At 47.6% G+C, this 20,070-nt stretch carries 20 protein-coding genes; 6 read left to right on the top strand and 14 right to left on the bottom strand.

Going from position 1 to position 20,070, the window contains the following annotated elements:
* Positions 1–22: 22 nt before the first annotated feature.
* The 6 genes from L0Y31_RS09690 to L0Y31_RS09665 form a co-directional block, all read right to left on the bottom strand.
* Complete coding sequence (locus tag L0Y31_RS09690) at positions 23–763, bottom strand: isoprenyl transferase (protein WP_234736927.1); 741 nt, start codon at positions 761–763, stop codon at positions 23–25.
* Between the two features lie 188 nt (positions 764–951).
* Entirely contained in the window at positions 952–1,719 is a 768-nt protein-coding gene (locus tag L0Y31_RS09685) for a LytR/AlgR family response regulator transcription factor (protein WP_234736926.1), read from the bottom strand.
* 40 nt (positions 1,720–1,759) lie between these two features.
* Positions 1,760–2,899, bottom strand: coding sequence for a sensor histidine kinase (locus L0Y31_RS09680; protein WP_234736925.1), 1,140 nt, complete (start codon positions 2,897–2,899; stop codon positions 1,760–1,762).
* Between the two features lie 32 nt (positions 2,900–2,931).
* Positions 2,932–3,579: a hypothetical protein gene (locus L0Y31_RS09675; RefSeq protein WP_234736924.1), complete on the bottom strand. Its 648-nt coding sequence runs from the start codon at positions 3,577–3,579 to the stop codon at positions 2,932–2,934.
* Positions 3,580–3,621: 42 nt separating this feature from the next.
* Positions 3,622–5,790 carry a TonB-dependent receptor gene (locus tag L0Y31_RS09670; protein ID WP_234736923.1) on the bottom strand — a complete coding sequence of 723 codons (2,169 nt, stop codon included), beginning with the start codon at positions 5,788–5,790 and terminating at the stop codon, positions 3,622–3,624.
* A gap of 130 nt (positions 5,791–5,920) precedes the next feature.
* Complete coding sequence (locus tag L0Y31_RS09665) at positions 5,921–6,523, bottom strand: 3-keto-disaccharide hydrolase (protein ID WP_234736922.1); 603 nt, start codon at positions 6,521–6,523, stop codon at positions 5,921–5,923.
* Between the two features lie 163 nt (positions 6,524–6,686).
* Between L0Y31_RS09665 and L0Y31_RS09660 the strand changes: the two genes are divergently transcribed.
* A complete protein-coding gene (locus L0Y31_RS09660; RefSeq protein ID WP_234736921.1) occupies positions 6,687–7,673 on the top strand; it encodes a fasciclin domain-containing protein in 987 nt (328 codons plus the stop codon).
* Positions 7,674–7,750: 77 nt separating this feature from the next.
* On the opposite strand, the gene L0Y31_RS09655 is transcribed toward L0Y31_RS09660, so the two are convergent.
* The gene (locus tag L0Y31_RS09655; protein ID WP_234736920.1) at positions 7,751–8,440 is read right to left on the bottom strand and encodes a class I SAM-dependent methyltransferase; all 690 of its coding nucleotides are present in this window, start codon (positions 8,438–8,440) and stop codon (positions 7,751–7,753) included.
* Positions 8,441–8,639: 199 nt separating this feature from the next.
* Between L0Y31_RS09655 and L0Y31_RS09650 the strand changes: the two genes are divergently transcribed.
* The 3 genes from L0Y31_RS09650 (at position 8,640) to L0Y31_RS09640 (ending at position 13,013) form a co-directional block, all read left to right on the top strand.
* Positions 8,640–9,695: an MBL fold metallo-hydrolase gene (locus tag L0Y31_RS09650; RefSeq protein WP_234736919.1), complete on the top strand. Its 1,056-nt coding sequence runs from the start codon at positions 8,640–8,642 to the stop codon at positions 9,693–9,695.
* An 81-nt stretch (positions 9,696–9,776) separates the two neighbouring features.
* Positions 9,777–10,700: an FKBP-type peptidyl-prolyl cis-trans isomerase gene (locus tag L0Y31_RS09645; protein ID WP_234736918.1), complete on the top strand. Its 924-nt coding sequence runs from the start codon at positions 9,777–9,779 to the stop codon at positions 10,698–10,700.
* A gap of 201 nt (positions 10,701–10,901) precedes the next feature.
* Positions 10,902–13,013 (top strand): peptidylprolyl isomerase, encoded by a 2,112-nt coding sequence (locus L0Y31_RS09640; RefSeq protein WP_234736917.1) that lies wholly within the window; start codon positions 10,902–10,904, stop codon positions 13,011–13,013.
* Between the two features lie 71 nt (positions 13,014–13,084).
* On the opposite strand, the gene L0Y31_RS09635 is transcribed toward L0Y31_RS09640, so the two are convergent.
* The 4 genes from L0Y31_RS09635 to L0Y31_RS09620 all read right to left on the bottom strand — a co-directional run bounded on the left by L0Y31_RS09635 (position 13,085) and on the right by L0Y31_RS09620 (position 16,723).
* Positions 13,085–13,663 carry a non-canonical purine NTP diphosphatase gene (locus tag L0Y31_RS09635; protein ID WP_234736916.1) on the bottom strand — a complete coding sequence of 193 codons (579 nt, stop codon included), beginning with the start codon at positions 13,661–13,663 and terminating at the stop codon, positions 13,085–13,087.
* Between the two features lie 75 nt (positions 13,664–13,738).
* Positions 13,739–14,656, bottom strand: a complete 918-nt coding sequence (locus L0Y31_RS09630) for an FKBP-type peptidyl-prolyl cis-trans isomerase (RefSeq protein ID WP_234736915.1) — start codon at positions 14,654–14,656, stop codon at positions 13,739–13,741.
* 90 nt (positions 14,657–14,746) lie between these two features.
* Positions 14,747–15,565 carry an FKBP-type peptidyl-prolyl cis-trans isomerase gene (locus L0Y31_RS09625; protein ID WP_310587142.1) on the bottom strand — a complete coding sequence of 273 codons (819 nt, stop codon included), beginning with the start codon at positions 15,563–15,565 and terminating at the stop codon, positions 14,747–14,749.
* A 141-nt stretch (positions 15,566–15,706) separates the two neighbouring features.
* The gene (locus L0Y31_RS09620; protein WP_234736913.1) at positions 15,707–16,723 is read right to left on the bottom strand and encodes a DHH family phosphoesterase; all 1,017 of its coding nucleotides are present in this window, start codon (positions 16,721–16,723) and stop codon (positions 15,707–15,709) included.
* Between the two features lie 201 nt (positions 16,724–16,924).
* Here L0Y31_RS09620 and L0Y31_RS09615 point away from each other — a divergent pair, with 201 nt between their 5' ends.
* The gene (locus L0Y31_RS09615; RefSeq protein WP_234736912.1) at positions 16,925–17,344 is read left to right on the top strand and encodes a nucleoside-diphosphate kinase; all 420 of its coding nucleotides are present in this window, start codon (positions 16,925–16,927) and stop codon (positions 17,342–17,344) included.
* A gap of 14 nt (positions 17,345–17,358) precedes the next feature.
* Here the strand turns inward: L0Y31_RS09615 and nth are convergent, their stop codons facing one another.
* The 3 genes from nth to L0Y31_RS09600 all read right to left on the bottom strand — a co-directional run bounded on the left by nth (position 17,359) and on the right by L0Y31_RS09600 (position 18,972).
* On the bottom strand, positions 17,359–18,042 hold the full coding sequence (gene nth / locus L0Y31_RS09610) for an endonuclease III (protein ID WP_234736911.1): 684 nt from the start codon (positions 18,040–18,042) through the stop codon (positions 17,359–17,361).
* Between the two features lie 119 nt (positions 18,043–18,161).
* The gene (locus L0Y31_RS09605; protein ID WP_234736910.1) at positions 18,162–18,398 is read right to left on the bottom strand and encodes a hypothetical protein; all 237 of its coding nucleotides are present in this window, start codon (positions 18,396–18,398) and stop codon (positions 18,162–18,164) included.
* Positions 18,373–18,972, bottom strand: a complete 600-nt coding sequence (locus L0Y31_RS09600; protein ID WP_234736909.1) for an RNA polymerase sigma factor — start codon at positions 18,970–18,972, stop codon at positions 18,373–18,375. Before L0Y31_RS09600 ends, L0Y31_RS09605 begins: the two co-directional genes overlap by 26 nt.
* Positions 18,973–19,366: 394 nt before the next feature.
* Here L0Y31_RS09600 and L0Y31_RS09595 point away from each other — a divergent pair, with 394 nt between their 5' ends.
* Positions 19,367–20,059, top strand: coding sequence for a YjjG family noncanonical pyrimidine nucleotidase (locus L0Y31_RS09595; protein WP_234736908.1), 693 nt, complete (start codon positions 19,367–19,369; stop codon positions 20,057–20,059).
* Positions 20,060–20,070 lie beyond the last annotated feature (11 nt).

Genomic DNA, 20,070 nt, shown 5'->3' with positions numbered 1-20,070 from the left:
GCAGGATCAACGCGGCGGTCAGTTACTTGACCAATTGCTCACTGATCTTGCCAAATCGGCGTTCGCGTCCCTGATAAGTCAGGATAGCTTCCCAAAGGTGTGGTTTGCGGAAATCGGGCCAGAATACGTCGTTAATAACATACAATTCGGCGTAAGCCAGTTGCCAAAGCATGAAGTTACTGATGCGATGATCGCCCCCTGTGCGAATCATTAAATCCACATTGGCAATTCCTTCAGTTGCCAACGCTTGGTTAAACAGGTCTTCATCGATCTGATCCGGCGTCAGTGTTCCGTTTTTCACTTGCTGGGCCAGTTTCTTGGTGGCCTCAACAATATCCCACTTTCCACTGTAGCTCAATGCCAGAATCAAGTTCAACCCTGTATTGCCTTCAGTTAGTTGAATGGCTTCTTCCAGTTCAGCCCGACAGGCACGCGGCAGACTCGTCGTATCACCGATGGTAGTCAAGCGCACGTTATTTTCGGTCAAGGTTGGAATTTCGGCCCGAATTGTATGCACTAAAAGTTGCATTAGTGCATCAATTTCAAATTTTGGCCTTCCCCAGTTTTCTGTTGAGAAAGTATAGAGAGTCAGGTGTTTAATACCTAGTTCTGCGCAACCTTCTGTTGCTTCCCTAACTGCTTTGATGGCATTCCGGTGACCAAATACCCGTGCAGCGCCCTGCCGTTTTGCCCAGCGTCCGTTTCCGTCCATAATAACGGCAATGTGTTGGGGCAGATTGCTCAGGTCAATGAGTTCTTTCATCCAGCCGGATTCGTTTTAACAAACTTTAACAAAAACGGCCCAACGTTCCGGGCTCGTTCATAATCAGGGTGCAAGTTACATAAAAGCGTATGTTTTTAAAAGGGCGAAAAGCGGTAAGGAGTAAAGGATTTAGAATAATCAGTCTCTTGGCGCTCTTATTTGCCAATTCGCTTAAATCTTTAACGCTTTTATAATTCCATCAGGCTCTTCAAGTTGTCGTTGTACGTACTGCCGGTTTGGAGCTGGCTGCTTTTCTTGTCGCGCAGCACAATTAGGTACTTTCCGCTGAAATACCGTTGAATTTCTTTGATAAACCGGGAATTGACCAGCACTGCCCGGCTGATTCGCACAAATGTATCGGGGAGCTTTTCTTCGAGAGTGGTAATGGTGTAGGTGGTCAGGTATTGCTGTCCGTCGTGCGTGTGCAACAAAACGTACTTGTCTTCGGCTTCGAAAAAGGCGATATCCGCCAGCGGAATTAGCAAGATTCGGTCGCCGGATTTCACCGAAATGGCGTGTAATTCTTTCTTAGGCTTGAACAGTTCCAGCAAATGCCGCAGATCGGGCACGGCACCCGTCGGAGCGGGTTGTGCTTTCCGGAGCCTTTCGACCGTTTTAGTCAGTCGCTCCGGTTCTACCGGCTTTAGCAAATAATCAATGGAATTTTCTTCAAAGGCCCGAACGGCATAATCATCGTAGGCGGTGGCAAAAACCACCAGGGGCAAAAATGAAAGCTTCGCCAGCATTTCGAAGCCATTCAGTCCGGGCATTTCAATATCCAGAAAAATCAGATCAGGCCGTAGCGTTTCAACGGCGGTCACGCCTTCGATGCCGTTTCCGGCTTCGCCCACAATAGCGAACGTATCGCTATGCTGACTTAACAAGCGGCGCAGTCGTTTAAGGGCCAGCGGTTCATCATCAATCAGTAAGGTACGAAGCGGGAATTGCGAGGCCATTGGGGTTTTGGAAATAAACGTTGTTCTCTGATTGGTCAGGTTACGAAAGTGTTGGTTCTGTCTTCACATTGGAACGAGTAATCGCTTGCGGAAGTTGGTCAGTCAATCGCTCAAACTTAATGCATATGACAATTTCTTTACCGGGTTGATTGCGCACCAGCAACCGGGCATCGTCTCCGTAAAGCAACCGCAGTTTGTCCTGGATGCTTTGCAGACCATAGCCCGCCACCAACTCTTCCGGAAAGGCTGGCCCGTTGTCGTGGATGCAGAACCTCAGCCATTCTCCTTCCTGCTCAATCCGCAGGATAATCGCCCCCGGCCCAGCCACTTTCGAAATGCCGTGTTTAATGGCGTTTTCCACCAGCGGCTGAAGCAGAAACTGAGGAATCTGCACGTGATTCCACGCTTTTTCGGCCAGATCAATGCGATACGACAAACGGTCTCCGAAGCGCACCTGTTCGACGTCCAGATAGGTCTGCACCATCTCCAACTCATTGGCCAGCGAATTGAAGTACTGGTTTTTCATGCCCGTTGTGTAGCGAAATAGCTTGGACAATAACAAAACCATTTGCTCCGCCCGATCGGGATCGTCATGCACCAGACTGGCAATGGAATTCAGGGAGTTATGCAGAAAGTGCGGGTTAATCTTCGCTTGCAGGGCTTCCAGTTCGGCGCGGGTTTTCGACTGTTCCAAATGTAATAGCTGGTACTCCTGCTCGGTAATTTTTTTGGTGATGGTTTGGGCGCGCTGCTGAAAGTAATAAAAGATATTGGACACCAGCAACGGGGCGAGCATATACGCCCATTTGCCCCCGCTCGTCATGTCGTTTTCCGACGTTGATTGTACCTTTTCCAGCAGCCAGAAACGCCAGAGTAACCCGTTAGTAACCGTAACCGAGACAATCACCACTAGCGATAAATACAAATGCCGTTTCCATAGCCTTCCGGCAGGTTGGTTTCTTGTTCCAAACACAAAGCAGGCAACGATAACCACTACGGCGTTTGAGAAGTTGCTAATCAACACCGCCGTAAAAACCTGGCTCTGTGGGCTTTGCAACGTGGTTATCTGTAGCGTAAAATAAATAACCCCACTGACTCCGTACACCATCATCATGCAAACCAGTACGGAGAGAAACCAGCCCTCCCAGCCCTGCCGGAATATTTTTTGGTATGCATTCATTGTCTTCTTCAGTTAAGGTTTCGATCCTTGATTTACTGGCCTGCACACTGTTTCATCGCATACTTGGTTTCTTCTGCTCCCCAGTTAGGATGAATACGGGTTGTTGCTTTGAAGGTAGCAAATTTTTCGGCGGCTTTCTGCAACAGCGGACAAGCGACCTTTTTACCACCGCCGTATTGCTCTGGCTTATACAAGAGCGATTGCCCCTGAAGGTAGTAAATACGGGGATTTTCGGCGTTTTTAGCGGTCGCTTTGTCTAGGGCAGTCTGGTAGATATCGCCGTATTTTTGCCACCGATTCTGCGGATCGACCGCTAGCCGTGCACCAGCCAGTTGCGCCTGTAACACCATCAGTTCGTCGTTATCGGGTTGCTGCTTAAGGGCTTTCTCGAAAAAGGCATCGGCTTTGTCCAGAAAAGCGTCTTTTTTGGCGGCGTCCTGCTCTTTGTACGCCATGATGGAATACGTATACGCTGACCAGTAATTAGGTAACCACTCGTTGGCTTCGGCCCCACCGATGCGCTCAAACTGGCTGGCCGACTGCAATAAATCGTCCTTTGAGGCCATAAAATTTACCTTGGCGATGGCGCTTTCCATGGCCTTCACGTACTTATCCTGCTGGGCATACGCTTGCTTGAAAAGTCCTAAGGCAATGGTCACAAAGAGGATGAGGCGTTTCATAATTGGATTTGGTTTATGAGTGAAAACTGGGTAAACTGATTGTTATAATTGTTGCTTAATTAATTCTGGATCAATGGGTTTACGGGTTAAGCTCAAGGCCATTCCGGCAAAGAAGAACTGATTGAAGGGCGGCACTATGGCGAATTTTTGACGACCATCGGGCGTGTATCGGTAGCCGTATATGTTGCGTGTACCCAACAGATTCTCGGCGGAAGCGTAGAGAACCAGAAACTTACGGGGCAACGCTTTGATGTAACTCATGTTTACGCTTAGGTTGCTATAAGGTCGGGTTCGGTCGGCCAGAAATTGATCCCCTCCCGGATTATAGTAAGGCCGACCACTAGCCAGTGAATACGTAGCGCCAACGTTCAGGCCCAGCGCAGGAATAAATTTCTTAAAGACCAGATTCAGCGTGTGGGTAGCCGCAAAGGTGGGCGTGGCTTTAACAGGATAGTTGCGGAACAGGCGTTTTGTATCCAGAAATGAATACGAAATCCAGTAATCGACGTTCTTAAACGTCTGCTTATCCCGCCAGAACAGGTCAAAACCGCGCGCGTAACCGTGACCGCTGTTGTTGGTGCGGTAGCTCGGTAGACGGTATAGACCCGGATCGTAAATGCCGCCTGTATTTTCACGGACTAGTTTCCGGTAATCTTTGTAGAAAGTTTCTACCCGAAAGGTTCGGCTATCACGAATATGCTGGTAGTTCAGTATCAAGTGATTGGCCTGTTCAAACCGTAAATTGGAATTGCTCAGCAAGTACGTTTGCTCGGGCGTCTGAAAAAACTGACCGGCGGCCAGCGAGACTTGTCCGTAAGCATCGGTTTTGTAAGCCATTGACAGACGGGGGCCGAGGTTCGTCCGGCCAATAACAGAGGCCTGTTCGCCGCGTAACCCAATCCGAACGGCTAATTTGCGCGTAAAAAAAGCTTCAGTTTCGACAAAAGCAGCTGAATACCAATCCCGGAATGAACCACCCCAGATGCTATATTGATTCAGGTAGGCATACCGATGCAATTCGGCTCCGGCCAGCAGCGACACTTTATGGCTGATCGTACGAGTCAGCACAGCCCTAGCCTGCACGCGTTGCTCCTGCGTCCGTGCCTGGGTGGTGTCAATGCTCAGTCGGTCGCGATTATAGCTATAGCTCAAGCCAGTCTGCAACGCCCAGCGGCCTTCGTTCCAGGTTGTTTGATAAGTAGTTAAGGTAAGTACATTCTGGTTCCTAACCGTAAAGGATGAGGGTCGGTAGTCGCTCGTAAAGTTCCGAAACTCAATGGCCTGGTGGCCCATTGATACATCCGTATAGTGCTTCAACAAGCCGTGTTTGCCGAGAGGTTGCGTCAAAATAACCGACGTTCCGCCTGCTTCGGGCGCATGAATCCAGTTGATATTCTGTTTCAACAAACTAAACAAAGGATTCAGGTTTGTATAACTGGCAGAAACGGTCAGTCGCTCTTTTTTGAAGGCAGTTAAGCTCACTCCCGACGCGTTCAGGCCAATGCTTACGCCATCGTTATCCTCGGCTTTGTCTTTGGTACTCAGCGAAAGAACCGAAGACAGGGCCTGGCCATACTGCGCCGAATAGCCGCCCGTACTGAATGAGGTTCCCTTGAACAGGAAAGGGGAAAAACGGCTGCGCTGGGCCACATCGGGTCCGCCACTTGTGAATGGATTCTGGATAGACAGGCCGTCAATTAGGGTTCGGGTTTCGGAGGCCGCCCCACCCCGCACGAACAAGCCCGTTTGATCGCCAACCCGCTGGGCTCCCGGCAAAAGCTGCATTACTGACACAATATCGGCACCTCCGCTGGCGGTTGTGACAATATCCAATGGTTTCAGGATGGTCTGGCGTTTTTCGTCGCTTGCTTCAAAAGCACCCGCCGTGATGACAACCGTATTGAGCAAAGTGGCCGACTCCTGAAGCTTGATGATTAGCTGAAGACTCGGTTGCGTTAGTTTGATTTTTTGCTCAAATGGGTCGTATCCAATAAAACTAACGACAACTGTAGCCGTATCTTTCTGATCGGTTTGGAAACTAAATGCACCCGCTGCATCGGTATTAGCCCCGTCGTAGGAACCTTTAATGAAGATATTGGCACCCGGCAAGCCGACGCCCTTTCGGTCGGTTACTTTGCCGCTTAGGGTCGTTTGCGCCCAGGCTACCTGGGTGAAGAGAACAGCAATATAGAGGAGTACTTGTCGATTCATGGCGGATAGTCTTCGAGCCGTTTAATGAGTCAAAGCTATCCGCCATGCCGACGAATCAGGAGTCTTTTCCGACAAACAACTAGTATGGGCGCGTGAAGTCGGTTAATTCACGGATGATTTCTCAGGTAGCTTAAATCGGCTTTAACACCAGATTCCGCCAGCGCACTTTGATGCCCCCGCCGTCGTGGATTTGCAAAGCCACCGAACCGTCTGCTTTTCCGATTTTTTCGTCTTTCAGGTCCACCATTAGTTGGCCATTGAGCCAGGTTTGCGTCCGGTCGCCTTCCACCCGAATCCGCATCTTATTCCATTCACCTGCTTTCAGAATCGTTTCTTTTTCATCGGGAATCTTTACGAGCCAGCCACGTCCGTACGATTCGTAAATGCCGCCCGTATCGTGATTAGGCGGGGCAACTTCGACCTGCCAGCCCGTTATTTTCGTTCCGTCAATGGTTGAGCGATAAAAGACGCCGCTGTTGCCATTGGCTTCCTGCTTAAATTCCAACGTTAAATCGAAGTTTTTGTAAAACTGGTCGGTGGCCAGATAGCCATATCCTTTGTCGGGGCCGCTTTCGCAGATCAGTTCGCCATCGGCAACATACCATTTTTCCGTCCCATAGACTTTCCAGCCACTCAGGTCTTTTCCATTGAACAATTTAATTTTTTTGGTAGGAGCGATAAATCCCAAACCTACTAATAACAGCAAGGCAAGCGCTAGTGGTGCTTTTTTCATTTGATTAAGGGGTTCTTCTAGACAAAAAACAGCTTACTTTCTATACTATTGTTTCAACAAAATCATTTATACAGTAGTTGATCCGTCAAACAACCGTGATGTTGATTATCATTCAATATTACAACATCCTTGTTTTTATAACCATTCTTATCTTATCCAGCTTATGAAAAAAAATTATTCTGCACTGAGTTTTTTGCAAAAGCCCTTTCTGTTTCTGTTGTCTCTGGTGGTTTTGGCGGGTGCAATGAGCAGTTGTGGCGATAAAGACGAGGCCGAACCCAAATCAGTAGCGGACGTTATTGTCGAAAATAGTGATTTTAGTCTGCTATCAGCAGCCGTGACAAGAGCCGGAATGGGTGATGCTTTGCGGGGTGGTACGCTCACTGTTTTTGCCCCAACCAACGCCGCTTTTCAGGCCGCAGGTTACGCCGATGCGGCAGCCATCAATGCATTGCCCGTCGAGCAGCTAAGAGCCATTATTCAGTACCACGTCTTGAACGGTCGCGTGACGGTAACCGATATTCCGGGAAGTTCAGGCAACCAGCCTCAGGCAGTTCAGACGGCGCAGGGCGGCACGGCTTATTTGTACAAAGGCAGTGATAACAGCCTTTTCATGAATGGGGCGGCAGTCGTTCAGGCCGATATGCAAGTGGCTAATGGCATTATTCATACCATTTCCCGGCTGCTGATGCCACCGCCAACCACCAATGGCACTATCTTAGGCGTTATTGCCGGCAATCCAAACCTTACCTTGCTGAATGCTGCGGTACAACGCATTGCCACAGCGCCGGCAAACGCGTCGCTGGTGGCTCAACTAACTAACGCCAGCCAGGCTTTCACCGTTTTTGCTCCGACCGACGCGGCTTTCCAGGCAGCTAATTACGCTAATGTGGCAGCGATCAATGCCGCTCCTATTCCCACGCTGACGGCTGTTTTGTCTAATCACATTGTAGCGGGCCGCCTGTTTTCCAACAGTTTAACGACTGGAAACCTTACATCTGTAGGAAACGGACAGTTGACCTTGACTTCCGGAGCGAATGGAGTGACAGTTAGAAGCAGAGGCATTACCACCGCCGCTAATGTAACAAGCCCCAACGGAGTTGGTACCAATGGTGTTGTCCACGTTGTTGACCGCGTACTGGTTCCTTAGCACTTTAATTTAATAACGAAAGCCCCCTCGGCAGGTAACGAATTACCTGCCAAGGGGGCTTTCTGGTTTCTGGCGGTTTACACAAAAATGGCTTCGTTATGTGCCATTATTTCTTCCTCAGTGGCGTTATACTGCTTTTCCATGACGAAGCCGTGTTCAATCAGGAAACGCAGGTTGAATTTTCGTACCATGCCGTGATTGGGAAGCAAAGGACTTTCAACGTGCTGAATGGCGTAGTTTGGGTAGTAGCTTCGGACCTCGTTGGGGGCAATGCTAAACGGAGCGGTTGCCATTGACGGCGCATATTCCAGCGTATTGAGAAAATACAGCGTTCCGGGCTGCGTTAATTCTTCAATTTTGTCCAGGTACAGCAACCGCATTGGGTAAGGAAGGGCCACCAGCGACGCCCGGTCGTAAACGACATCTACATGGCCAATTTCCTGCGTCGTCAGCGAAAAGAGATCACAGCAATAAATGGTAATGTTTCGCGAGATGTAGGCATTTCCTGCCTTCTGAAAAGTCAAATTGTTCTCCTGAAAGAATTGAAGAACCGCTTTTTCGACTACTTCAACGCCAATCACCCGGTCTGCAAACTGACTGAAATACAGCATATCGACCGATTTTCCGCAGAGCGGCACCAAAATCGTTTTCTCTGTAATTCGCCTTGGTGTCAGGTACTTCAGTACGTAAGGGTGGATGTCGCGGCGGTGAAAGCTCGTGTAAGCGCCCTCCAATTCCCACGATTTAGTCCAAAATTGCGTTTCCATTTAGTATTTGTTGTATGGTGTGGATATGTATTCTTTATGGTGTGGATTAACAATGCAAAATTGGCCAATTGTATGTTGTGCTGGTAGAGTGAATGTACCGGATTTGAAGAATGCGTAATAAAACGGTATTTGCCAAACTTATACACGGGATTCTACGTATCACTGATCAAGTACTCATCTTTCTACTTGTTTATAAATCATGTTTTCTAAGCTACTTATTGGACTCGCCATCCTGATTGCCATCTTGTTGATCGTAGGAATTATTGGCGGTTATCTTGTTTCTGCCCCGCGCTACTCCGGTCCTGTTACCGATCATTTTGATGGAAAAACGTTTCGGAATCTGAACGGTCAGGAAGCCAAAGGTTTCCGCGAAGCGATTGCCTGGACGATCAGCCGCAAGCAAATGCCCTGGGAAGATTACCGCAACGGGCAGCCCGCCACCCCGCCCCCAGCCCGCGTTACCGGAAAAGATGTGCGAGTTACATTTGTCAATCACTCCACCGTTCTGATGCAGTTCGACGGCTTGAATGTGCTTACTGATCCGGTCTGGTATACCCGCACAAGCCCTTTCCAGTGGGTTGGCCCGAAACGGCATACGGCTCCCGGCGTTTCACTAAACGATTTGCCTAAAATTGACATTATTCTTCTAAGCCATAATCACTGGGATCACCTGGATATTGGCACGTTCAAAACGTTGTGCCAACGCGACCAACCGAAGGTATACTGTACCTTGGGCGTTAAGACTTTCCTGGAAGAGCAAGGCTGCCAGAATATTTCTGAGATGGATTGGAACCAGTCTATAGCGTATAATTCATCCACCAAAGTGCATTGTGTTCCGGCGCAGCATTTTTCGGGCCGGGGTTTGTTTGACCGCAATGCAACGCTTTGGGCTGGTTTTGTTATTCAAAGTGCCGTAGCCGGAAACGTTTACTTTGCCGGAGATTCAGGCTACGGAGCCTTTTTTAAGCAGATCGGGCAGCAGTTTGGTCCACTGCGTCTGGCCCTGATTCCTATTGGGGCTTACAAACCCGAGTGGTTCATGTCGCCCATCCACTGTTCTCCTGCCGAAGCGGTGCAGATTCATCAAGATGTCCGTTCGGAGCACAGCATCGGCATTCACTTTGGCACCTTTGCTTTGGCCGACGACGGGGAGAACGAGCCTGTCAACGAGTTAAACGAAGCCCTGCGCCAAAAAGGGTTAAGTCTCGAAAATTTCCGCACCCTCAAAGAAGGCGGCAGCACCTTAATTCCTTAAATTTTTGCTATTGGTTACAACGGTTTCGAACGCTAGCGGGTCTATTCTACGTTATATTCAAAAATTATAATCACTTACTCTATGTTTATCAAAAATTTGCGGATGGTGGGGGTTGGTCTTTTACTAACTAGCTTATACTCTTGCTCATTCGATTCCCTGGATGCGGATAAAGGAAAGCCTGAGGAGAATAACGCCCGTATTCAAGAGCACATTACGCAGAATAACTTAACCGGAAAGGTAAAACCAACCACAACCGGACTGTACTACTATATCGCAACCCCAACCACATCGGCTAATGCTAAATCGCCCAAATTAGGCGAAGAGGTTGAGTTCACGTATGTATTGTCTTTGTTGAATGGCCAAAAAGTAGATAGTGCAACAACCACCCGACCGGTGTATGTTCCGTTTGGCCTCGGTGCCGTTGTGCCGGGTCTGGAAGAAGGGTTGAGCCTGATGAAGGAAGGCGAGACCAGCGTTTTGCTGATGCCTTATTACATTGGTTATGGCAGCGCCGACAAAAAAGATAGCTCAGGACGCGTGCTGATTCCGGCTTATACACCCATTCGGTTTGATGTAAAACTGGTTAGTTCGCGTTCCGAAGATCAGCAAATTGAAGAATATGTACAGAAACAAGGCCTAACCGTAAATGCTGCGGATAAACTTGCCAGCGGTGTCCGTGTTGTGCGGAATCCAGCGGCTCCCGGCACAGGAGAAACGCTACGCGGTGGACAAAACGTTACGGTTAATTATACGGGGAAACTGCTGCGTACTGGCAAAGTATTCGATAGTAACTCTAAAGGAACCTTCAAGTTTACACTTGGCTCGTCTCAGACAATTCCTGGTTTCAACGAAGGCATTAGCCGTCTCAAAAAAGGCGAAAAAGCGACTCTTATTTTCCCGTCAACGGTTGCTTACGGCAACCAGGGAAGCCACGCAAACGGTAACTACATCATCCCTCCTTACTCGCCGCTTCGGTTCGACGTAGAGGTTGTAGATGCCCAGTAAAGAGTAGCAAATTTTCAGTTCTTAGTTAGACTATTAGCATTCATAAGCTTCAGCGATCAGATAAGGTGATGGGTAAGCCCGGTAAAAAGGCTTATTTCTCTTCTTCTCTGATCGCTTTTTTTGTGTTTCATCTTGGTTTAGCCCTTGTATTCCAACGCGAAAAATTGTTATTTTGCGGGTCAAATTTGTGTCAAAAAAAACATGGCGTTAATTAACAAGATCAGAGAAAAGTCAGGCGTTGCGGTGGCAGTCATTGCCATCAGTTTGATTTTGTTTATTGTAGGAGGCGATTTACTTGGAAACCAAGCTCTTTTCGGTGGCAGAGACCAAAACGTTGGTGAAATTGCCGGACAGGACATAAGCTATCAGGAGTACAACGCAAAAGTCGATGAGGCTCGCGCAGCCTTTGAGCAACAATCTGGCCGTCCAGCCACAGAACAAGACCTTGCTCAGATTCGGGATCAAGCCTGGAATCAGTTTATTATGGACATTGCCTACCAGGAGCAATTCGATAAACTAGGCATTAAAGTTACGCCAGACGAATTAGCTGATATGGTACAGGGTAACTACATCAGCCCTGCAATACGCCAGACCTTTACAAACCCCCAAACGGGTGTTTTTGACAAAAACGTCGTCATTAACTACCTAAAGAACTTCAAAAGCCTGCCCGCAGAACAGCAACAGGCCTGGGTGAATTTTGAGAAAAACCTGAGCGCCGACCGGATGCGTACCAAGTACGAAAACCTGCTGCGTATGTCTGTTTACGCCACTACGGCCGAAGCGAAGAAAGAATACGAAGCTCAGAACAGCCGTGCCGACGTTAAGTTTCTCTACGTTCCTTACTACACCATTTCTGACACAACAGTTAAAGTAACGGATTCGCAGCTACAGGACTACCTAGATAAGCACAAGGACGAATACAAAGGCTACAACAGCCGTACTATTCAGTACGTTACGTTCTCCATTGCTTCGTCAAAAGACGATAGCTCTGCGCTATATAACCAGATTAAATCTCTGGCGCGCGGACTGGCTTCAGCAACCAATGACTCTTCGTACGCTCAAATGAACTCGGATGTTCGGGTGCCTCTTTACCTGACGGCGGGCGAAATGCCAGAACAACTCCGGGCGTCGATTCCGACCTTTACGCCGGGCGGCGTGTATGGTCCTTTCAAGGAAAATAATACGTACTTCATTTACAAATACGGTGGTTCGAAGAAAGATACCAACTTTACGGTTCGGGCCAGCCACATTCTGATCCGGGCAGCCGGTCAGGGAGATTCAGCAAAAGCAGACGCTCGTCAGCGGGCTGAAGCCATTCTGAAGCAAATTCAGGGCGGTGCCGATTTCGCCGCTTTAGCGCGGCAAAACAGCGCCGATGGTTCTGCTCAATTAGGAGGCGATCTGGGTTACTTCAAAAATAACGGCCAGATGGTGAAGCCATTTGAATCAGCCATCTTTGGATTTAACGGCGTAGGACTTATCCCACGCGTTGTCGAAACTGATTTCGGTTACCACATCATTAAGGTAACAGAACCAAAAACGAACACCCTGTATCGGATCGCGGCCATTGGTAAAGAGATTGCCCCAAGCCAGGTAACCCGTGATGAAGTTTACCGGAAAGCGGATCAATTTGCCGTTGAAAGCAAATCAAAAGAAGACTTTGACAAAAACGTTAAAGAAGATAAATCGCTGGTAGTTGCCACGGCTGAGCGTGTTCCTGAAAATGCCACAAACGTGAACGCATTGGCTAGCGCCCGTGAGTTGGTACGCTGGGCATTTGACAAAGACACCGACATCGGTGATGTATCGAAAGCTATCGAAATCGGTGATCAATACGTAGTAGCTGTTGTAACTGGCAAAACGTCTGACGATAAAGTAAGTGTTGATGACTTCCGCCAAGAGCTGACCCAGCAAGTGCGTAACCAACTGAAAGGCGAACAGATCATTCAGAAATTGGGTACTGTATCGGGTACGCTCGAAGCCGCTGCGCAGAAATACGGCGCCGGTGCACTGGTTGAAACAGTAACGGATGTTAACATGGCAAATGGCTTCCTGAAATCAGCAGGTATTGATCCGGTTGCCGTTGGTAAAGCCTTTGGCCTGAAGGCTGGCAAACGCTCGAAGCCTTTCGCAGGTGAGTCTGGCGTTCTAATCATGGAAACGACCAAGCTGACTCCGGCAGCCAATGTGGCAGATTATGCCATCTACAAAAACATGGTTCAGCAGAATCAGGCATCACGGGCTAGTTTCTACATCAACGAAGCCATTCGTGAAGAAGCCAAGATTAAAGATAACCGGGCTAGATTCTATTAATCGTTTTAGTCTAGCGACACAAAAAAACCTCCGTTGAGAACGGAGGTTTTTTTGTGCACTTTTCGAGCGGTTTACGCGCTGCTTTTCAAAAAGGCGATGAGCTTTGCAAAAGCAATTCCTCGGTGGCTAATCGTTCCCTTCTCATCCATTGGCATTTCTGCAAACGTACGGTCGTAGCCGAGGGGTTGGAAAAGCGGATCGTAACCAAACCCACCAGTTCCTCTTGGCTCCGTCAGAATTTCGCCTCTGACGATGCCTTCAAAGTCGTGGTAAACACCATCGAGGGCTAATGTAATTACGGTTCGAAACTGCGCCTGGCGGTTCTTTTTTCCTTCGAGATTGGCAAGTAGCCGTTTCATATTTGCTGCGGCGCTTCGTTCCTCACCGGCATATCGGGCAGAATAAACACCAGGTTCGCCATTCAACGCATCTACTTCCAGACCTGTGTCATCGGCAAAACAGGAAACCTGGTAGTTTTCCCAGATATATTCCGCTTTTTGATTGGCATTCCCGGCAATCGTATCGCGGGTTTCAGGTATTTCTTCGGCGCAGCCAATCTCTTTCAGGGTTTTCAAGGTGAAATTATCGCCTAGCAAAGCACTTATCTCTTCTAATTTATGGCGGTTATTGGTAGCAAAACAAAGTGTCATGTGGGTTTGAGTTTTCTACAAAAATGAAAAAAGCCGCACAAATTGAGCGGCTTTTCAAAAAGATTCTCATTTATTTTACTGCGCCCTCACTACTTCAACGTCGAAAGCCAGAGGCGAATACGTTGGAATGGGGACGGGACCGTTGCTACTTCCTACTTCTCCGTAACCGATAGCCGAAGGAAGAACCCAAATCGCTTTCTCCCCTTCTTTCATTTTAACAATGGCTTCTTCCCAAGCCTTAATAACTTGGCCTTCACCTACTTTGAAAGAGTATGTACCTGCTGTATTTGAATCAAACTGGGTACCATTCAACAAACGACCCGTATATTTTACATATACCGTCTGACCGGTTTTTACTTGCGCCGAATCAGGATACGTTTTTGTCATTGCCACCCGCAAACCCGTACTGGTTTTTTCAACGTTTGTCAATTTCTGAGCCGTTACGTAATCGTTAATCTGCTCGTCTTCTGTCCGCACGTTTATTACGCGCACATCGTAACGAGCGGGCGAAAATGCGGGCAAAAGTAGATTGCCCTGGTTCTGGTTCTGCAAATTAAAGGGCATTAGCAGGGTAGCCCGCTCCCCTTCTTTCAGCATCAACAAACCCTCGTACAACCCGATTGGATAAGGCTGGTTTGCACCTCCTGTCCGGTAGTAAAAATAATCGTTGCTGATAATTGTTCCCGGGGTGGTAGTCACGGAACTATCCACAACGACACCATCCAGGCGACTTTTCACGTACAGAAACTGAACCTGATCACCAACTTTGGGCACCTGTCCATTCGCATTAGCCTGCGTTATGGTATAGTAAAGTCCACTTGCCGTCTGCTGGGTCTGCAGTTTTTGGTCGTTTATATAAGCTTCAATGTCGGCTCTGTTTTCGCGGAGCTTGCGACTGTTGTATGCTTCCCCTGCATCCGGCTGACAAGAGATCTGCATGGCTGCCAAAGCAAACATGGCGACTACAGTACCTTGTTTCCATAATCCGTTCATAGCATTTAGAAAGAATAAGTATTCCGTATCTCTTATAACAACGAACCCGACACGTCAATCGTATCGGGTTCGCAGGGATCAATTCTAGAATTATCTACCGCCTGGAGCCATACCCGGAGCCTGGGCCGCTGCGCCTTTCTTCACGTCAACAACTTCGACATCAAACATGATCACGGCATTGGGTGGAATAACGCCACCCGCACCTTTGTCACCGTACGCCAGTGGCGAAGGAATGATAATGGTACCTTTACCGCCTTTGCTAAACTGCGTCAAACCTTCTTCCCAGCCTGGAATGGCCATGCCAGCTCCTAAGGGGAAATCAACCCCGGCTGCCGACTGCGGGTTGTTATTTGAGCTATCGAACACTTTGCCGTCCAACAGTTTACCTGTGTATTTCACTTTTACGACATCGCCTTTGGCGGCGTTAGCTCCGCTACCAGCCTGGTTTACAACGTAATATACACCCAAAGCCGTTTTCTTCGTTGCCAGTTTGTTTTTGGCTACGTAGTCCGTGATGATTTTGTCATCAACGCCTTTTTGTTTTTCCTGCTGGGCAGCCTGGGCCTTCGTAAATTCTTCTTCTGACTGAACGTCAACCACTTTTACTGTAAAGGCGATATCTGATCCTTTGGCAATGCCTGGAGGCGGTGCCTGCATTGATTTAGAGAACAAGGAGTCCGAGTTAACGTAAAAGGTCGCGCTGTCGTTTTTGCTCAGCATCGCCAAACCTTCTTCGAAACTTCCTTTGAACGGAGCTACCTGAAGGATCAGTTTCATCGGCGTTCCTTCTTTTTGCGTATCCCGCAAAACGGAATCCGTGCTGTTTTTCAGTTTCAGGTGAATAGACATTACATCACCCACTTTGGCTTTCCGGGTATCCTCGTCGTCTTCGTGTATTTGATATTTCAAACCTGTTTCAGAAACCTGCACACGGTTTTGATTACAAGCTACCAGCACAGTCCCTATCCCTAGTAAACTCAGTTTGGCAATCGATTTCAGATTCATAAAAGAAAAAATGACGGGTTAGATCCCGTATGTTAGATGGTTATTTTATACAGTTTCGAGTAATTGTTCCTGATAAAGAGGAAGGACTTCAAGGAGTTTTGCTTCGGTTTCTTTCAGCGTCATTTTGGTGCGGCCACCAGAAGCATTTTTATGGCCTCCCCCTTCAAAATGGCGGCAAGCCAGCTCACGCACCGAAAAGTCACCGACAGACCGCAAGGACATCTTAATTTCATCACCCCGATCAATCAGAATGGCAGCCATTACCACTCCTTCTACCGACAAGGCATAGTTAACCATCCCTTCCGTGTCACCAGCTTTCGAGCGGAATCGCTTTAATTCATCTGCGGTAATGGTGATGTAAGCTGCTTTGTATTGAGGTAATACTACCAGTTTTTCGTTCAGGATGTACCCTAGGAAACGCAGTTTATCAATTGAGACATTGTCGTAAATGCGGCGATGGATGGGATTTACCTCAATGCCCGTATCCAGCAGCGCTGCTGCTACCCGGTGTACGTCGCCCGTTGTGCTGGCGTGCCGGAACGAGCCCGTATCGGTCATGATACCCGCATAGAGGCATTCGGCCATGGGAATATCAACCAGATCTGCATCGCCCAGTTGATCTATTAGGCGGTAGATTAATTCAGCCGTTGCCGCCGCTTTGGAATCCCAGTACATGAAGTCGGCAAAACCTTCGGGTTCCAGGTGGTGATCAATAATGACCTTCCGCGCCCTAGCCTGCCGTACCAGCGGCTCCATATCCCGGATCCGGCTTAGTGCAGAAAAATCCAGGCAGAAAATAACGTCGGCCTCCGCGATTAAACGCGTGACGGCTACCCGGCTTTTTTCTTCAAATGCAATAACTTCATCGTTACCGCTCATCCATTTCAGGTTATCTGGATAATCGGTTGGAGTCACAACGGTTACCCGATGGCCTTTCTTTTTCAGATAACCCGCCAGTCCCAGCGACGAGCCAAGGGCATCGGCATCGGGATTTTGGTGCGTTGTAATAAAAATTGTCTGCGGCTTCTGAACTAAGTCGCGGATCGCCTCAATATCTTGCATTTTCAAAATAATAACCCGGTTCGCTTACCGCTGGCTTCAATCGTCAAAAGTACGAAGATTTTTCCGTAAAGTTACTTTACGCAACCGTACACTACGCCTTCTCCCCGGTTAAATAACATTGATTTTATGGGCTTTATAACAGAAAGTCTTTAATTTCGCGCATAGGATACGCAGTCCTATCCATATTTGCCTATTTACAGAATGACCACAAATCGCACGTACACAATGATTAAGCCTGATGCCGTTGCAGAAGGCCATACCGGAGCTATTATCAAACTTATTGAAGAAGCCGGATTTCGGGTTGTTGCCATTAAAAAAGTCCACCTGACACCTGCCCAGGCTGGTCAGTTTTACGCTGTTCACCAAGAGCGTCCTTTTTACAATGACCTGTGCAAGTATATGTCTTCAGGCCCCATTGTCCCAATGATTCTGGAAAAAGACAATGCCGTAGCTGACTTCCGGACCCTGATCGGGGCAACGAACCCAGCCCAGGCTGCCGAAGGAACCATTCGTAAATTATTTGCGAAATCAATTGAATCAAATGCCATTCACGGTTCTGACTCAGACGAAAACGCGAAAATCGAAGGTGACTTTTTCTTTGCCGGCATTGAGCAGTTCTAATTAAAAAGGCAAGGTTATGGAGTACCAGCTACTTGCTTGCTCTGTAACTTTGCCGCTTTACCAATGCTCTCGTAGTACTGGCAGAAATGCGTCAAGGGACACTGGTTGCATTTAGGCGAGCGGGCGATACAGATGTAACGTCCGTGCAGAATCAGCCAATGGTGTGCTTTCGGGACGTACTCAATGGGAGTATATTTCATTAGCCCTTTCTCAACAGCCAAGGGTGTTGTGGCCGTTTTAGGCACTAGCCCCAATCGATGCGACACCCGAAAAACGTGCGTATCGACAGCCATTGTCGGCTGGTTGTAGACAATTGATGTGATGACATTGGCCGTTTTTCGGCCAACACCCGGCATTTTTTGCAAATCCTCCGCTCGAGCAGGTACTTCTCCCCCAAATTCTTCCGTCAGGATCTTTGCCATACCAACCAAGTGTTTGGCTTTGTTATTCGGGTAAGAAACGCTCCGAATGTACGAAAACACTTCTTCTACAGAAGCGGCGGCCAGCGATTCTGGTTCGGGAAATCGTTCGAACAGCGCCGGTGAAATCTGGTTGATCCGCTTATCCGTACACTGGGCCGACAAAATAACCGCCACCAGCAGTTCATACGGATTGCTGAAATGCAGTTCGGTTTTAGGCTCGGGAAAATGGGTTGTGAAGTATTCCAGGAACAGACGAAAGCGCTCTTTCTTTTGCATGGCGCAAATATAATTTCTGGCGTCTGTGTCAGCGATTCCCCTGGCCTGATTTTTTGTCAGGCAGGGCTGTCACTAACACAGACGTCTGGAAACAAGAAACCCATCACAGCCTCTTGACCTCAGGCGGATGGGTTTGCAGAATACGTACTTGAGTAATTCAAAATGTTTTGAATGGAGCGGTCGGATGGCTGTCGCTCAATTTTGTTCATCAGGAGCTTTATCTCTAAAGTATCCAGATAAAAAGCCATCAGATCCGGCTCAGCCATCAAAGCATCTTCGATCAGAAAATTCTCTTCGACGGTCGTTTCTTCATAGACGTACCGGATTACGTCATCGTTGGTAAAAGTTTTTATCATAATAGGGCGAACGTTTGCTTAGCTGCTTACGCAAATTAATCAAAGCATAACGCATTCTCCCCAATGCTGTATTGATACTGACTCCGGTTGCATCGGCAATTTCTTGGAAACTCATTTCCTCGTAATGCCGCATAATCAACACCTGCCGTTGCTGCTCGGGCAGCCGCTGAATCAGTTCACGTAAGTGCTCATGTGTTTCCTGCCGGATCTGCAAAGACTCAATGGAATCCTCCGCAAATTCAAGAGTATTAAACACATTACTCCCGTCTTCGAACACTACATTGGGGTAGCGTTTATCTCTTCTGAAATAATCGATAGCGAGGTTATGAGCAATCCGTATGACCCAGGGTAGAAATTTTCCTTCTTCGTTGTACTTGCCCGATTTGAGCGTTTCCACAGCCTTAATAAATGTGTCCTGCATTAGGTCTTCGGCTACATACTGATCCTTAACAATCAGATAGATAGTCGTATACACTCGAGACTTATGGCGCTGAACAAGTTTTTCAAAGGCCTTTTCGTTACCACGGATATACAGGGATATAAGCTCACTGTCGCTTACCTGCAATTTGTCCATTTTCAGAATATATTAAGGTAACGTAGAGAGTTCTTGCGATAGTGTATGGCCTCCGTTTTTTTTTGTAGTGAGAATTACTCTTCTTCAAAGATAACATATTTTCGGTATATTTTGCAAGGGCTAGGAAAATTTTTATGCAAGATTTTGACCTCTCAGTGTACTTTTTTACTGTTTTTCGATTGAAAATCACTTTTAACGAGGTTCCGGCCCATACTGACTTATTCAACGAAAAAATAGTATTTAATTTTAACGCACTATACAACAGACCCAACAACCAGGCTAAGGGTTTAAATAATTAGAAAAAAAATAATCTTCCCTCCTGCCATTTTAGTTCTAAGAGTTCAACTGGCTTATAAAGTCACTGATTTTTATAAATTGTATTACAAAAATTTACATGTATAAACACCTGTTTTTTGACCTTGACCATACGTTATGGGACTTTGATCGTAACTCGACAGAGACGCTGCAAGAAATTTATGAATCATTTCGGCTTGTCGACTGCGGCGTGGCATCGGTGGACGATTTTAGCCGGCATTTTTTGCAGATCAACCGGTTTTTGTGGACTGAATTTGACAACAACCGCGTAACCCATGCCGATATCCGCCAGCGCCGGTTTAAAATGGTTTTTGAAGCCTTAAGTCTTAGTGACTATTCCATCTGCGATGACCTGAATGAGTCGTACTTGAGCATCTTGCCCCGCAAAGCGCACTTGATTGAATCGACAATGGACGTGCTTGATCATTTAAAGGGCCGCTATCACCTTCATATTATTACCAATGGCTTCGATGAAATCCAGACGCTCAAAATGAGTAGCTCGGGCATTACTGACTATTTCGAGCACATCATCACCAACCAGAAAGCCAATGCCAAAAAACCGGATCCGCTTATTTTTGAATTTGCGTTGAACGTGACAGAGGCATCGCTTGGAGAAAGCCTGATGATTGGAGATAACTACGACGCGGATGTGCTGGGCGCTATCCGGGCGGGTATGGATGTTGTCTACTATAATCCGGCGCAGCTTCCGGTAGAAGCGGAGCAGCCAACGTATGAGATAAGTCATTTGAAAGAACTGATTGCCATTTTATAGATCATTTACCG

Origin of the sequence: Tellurirhabdus bombi (genome assembly GCF_021484805.1) — a bacterium.
In the GTDB taxonomy this organism is placed as follows: domain Bacteria; phylum Bacteroidota; class Bacteroidia; order Cytophagales; family Spirosomataceae; genus Tellurirhabdus; species Tellurirhabdus bombi.
This window is presented reverse-complemented; position numbering and strand designations above follow the sequence as displayed.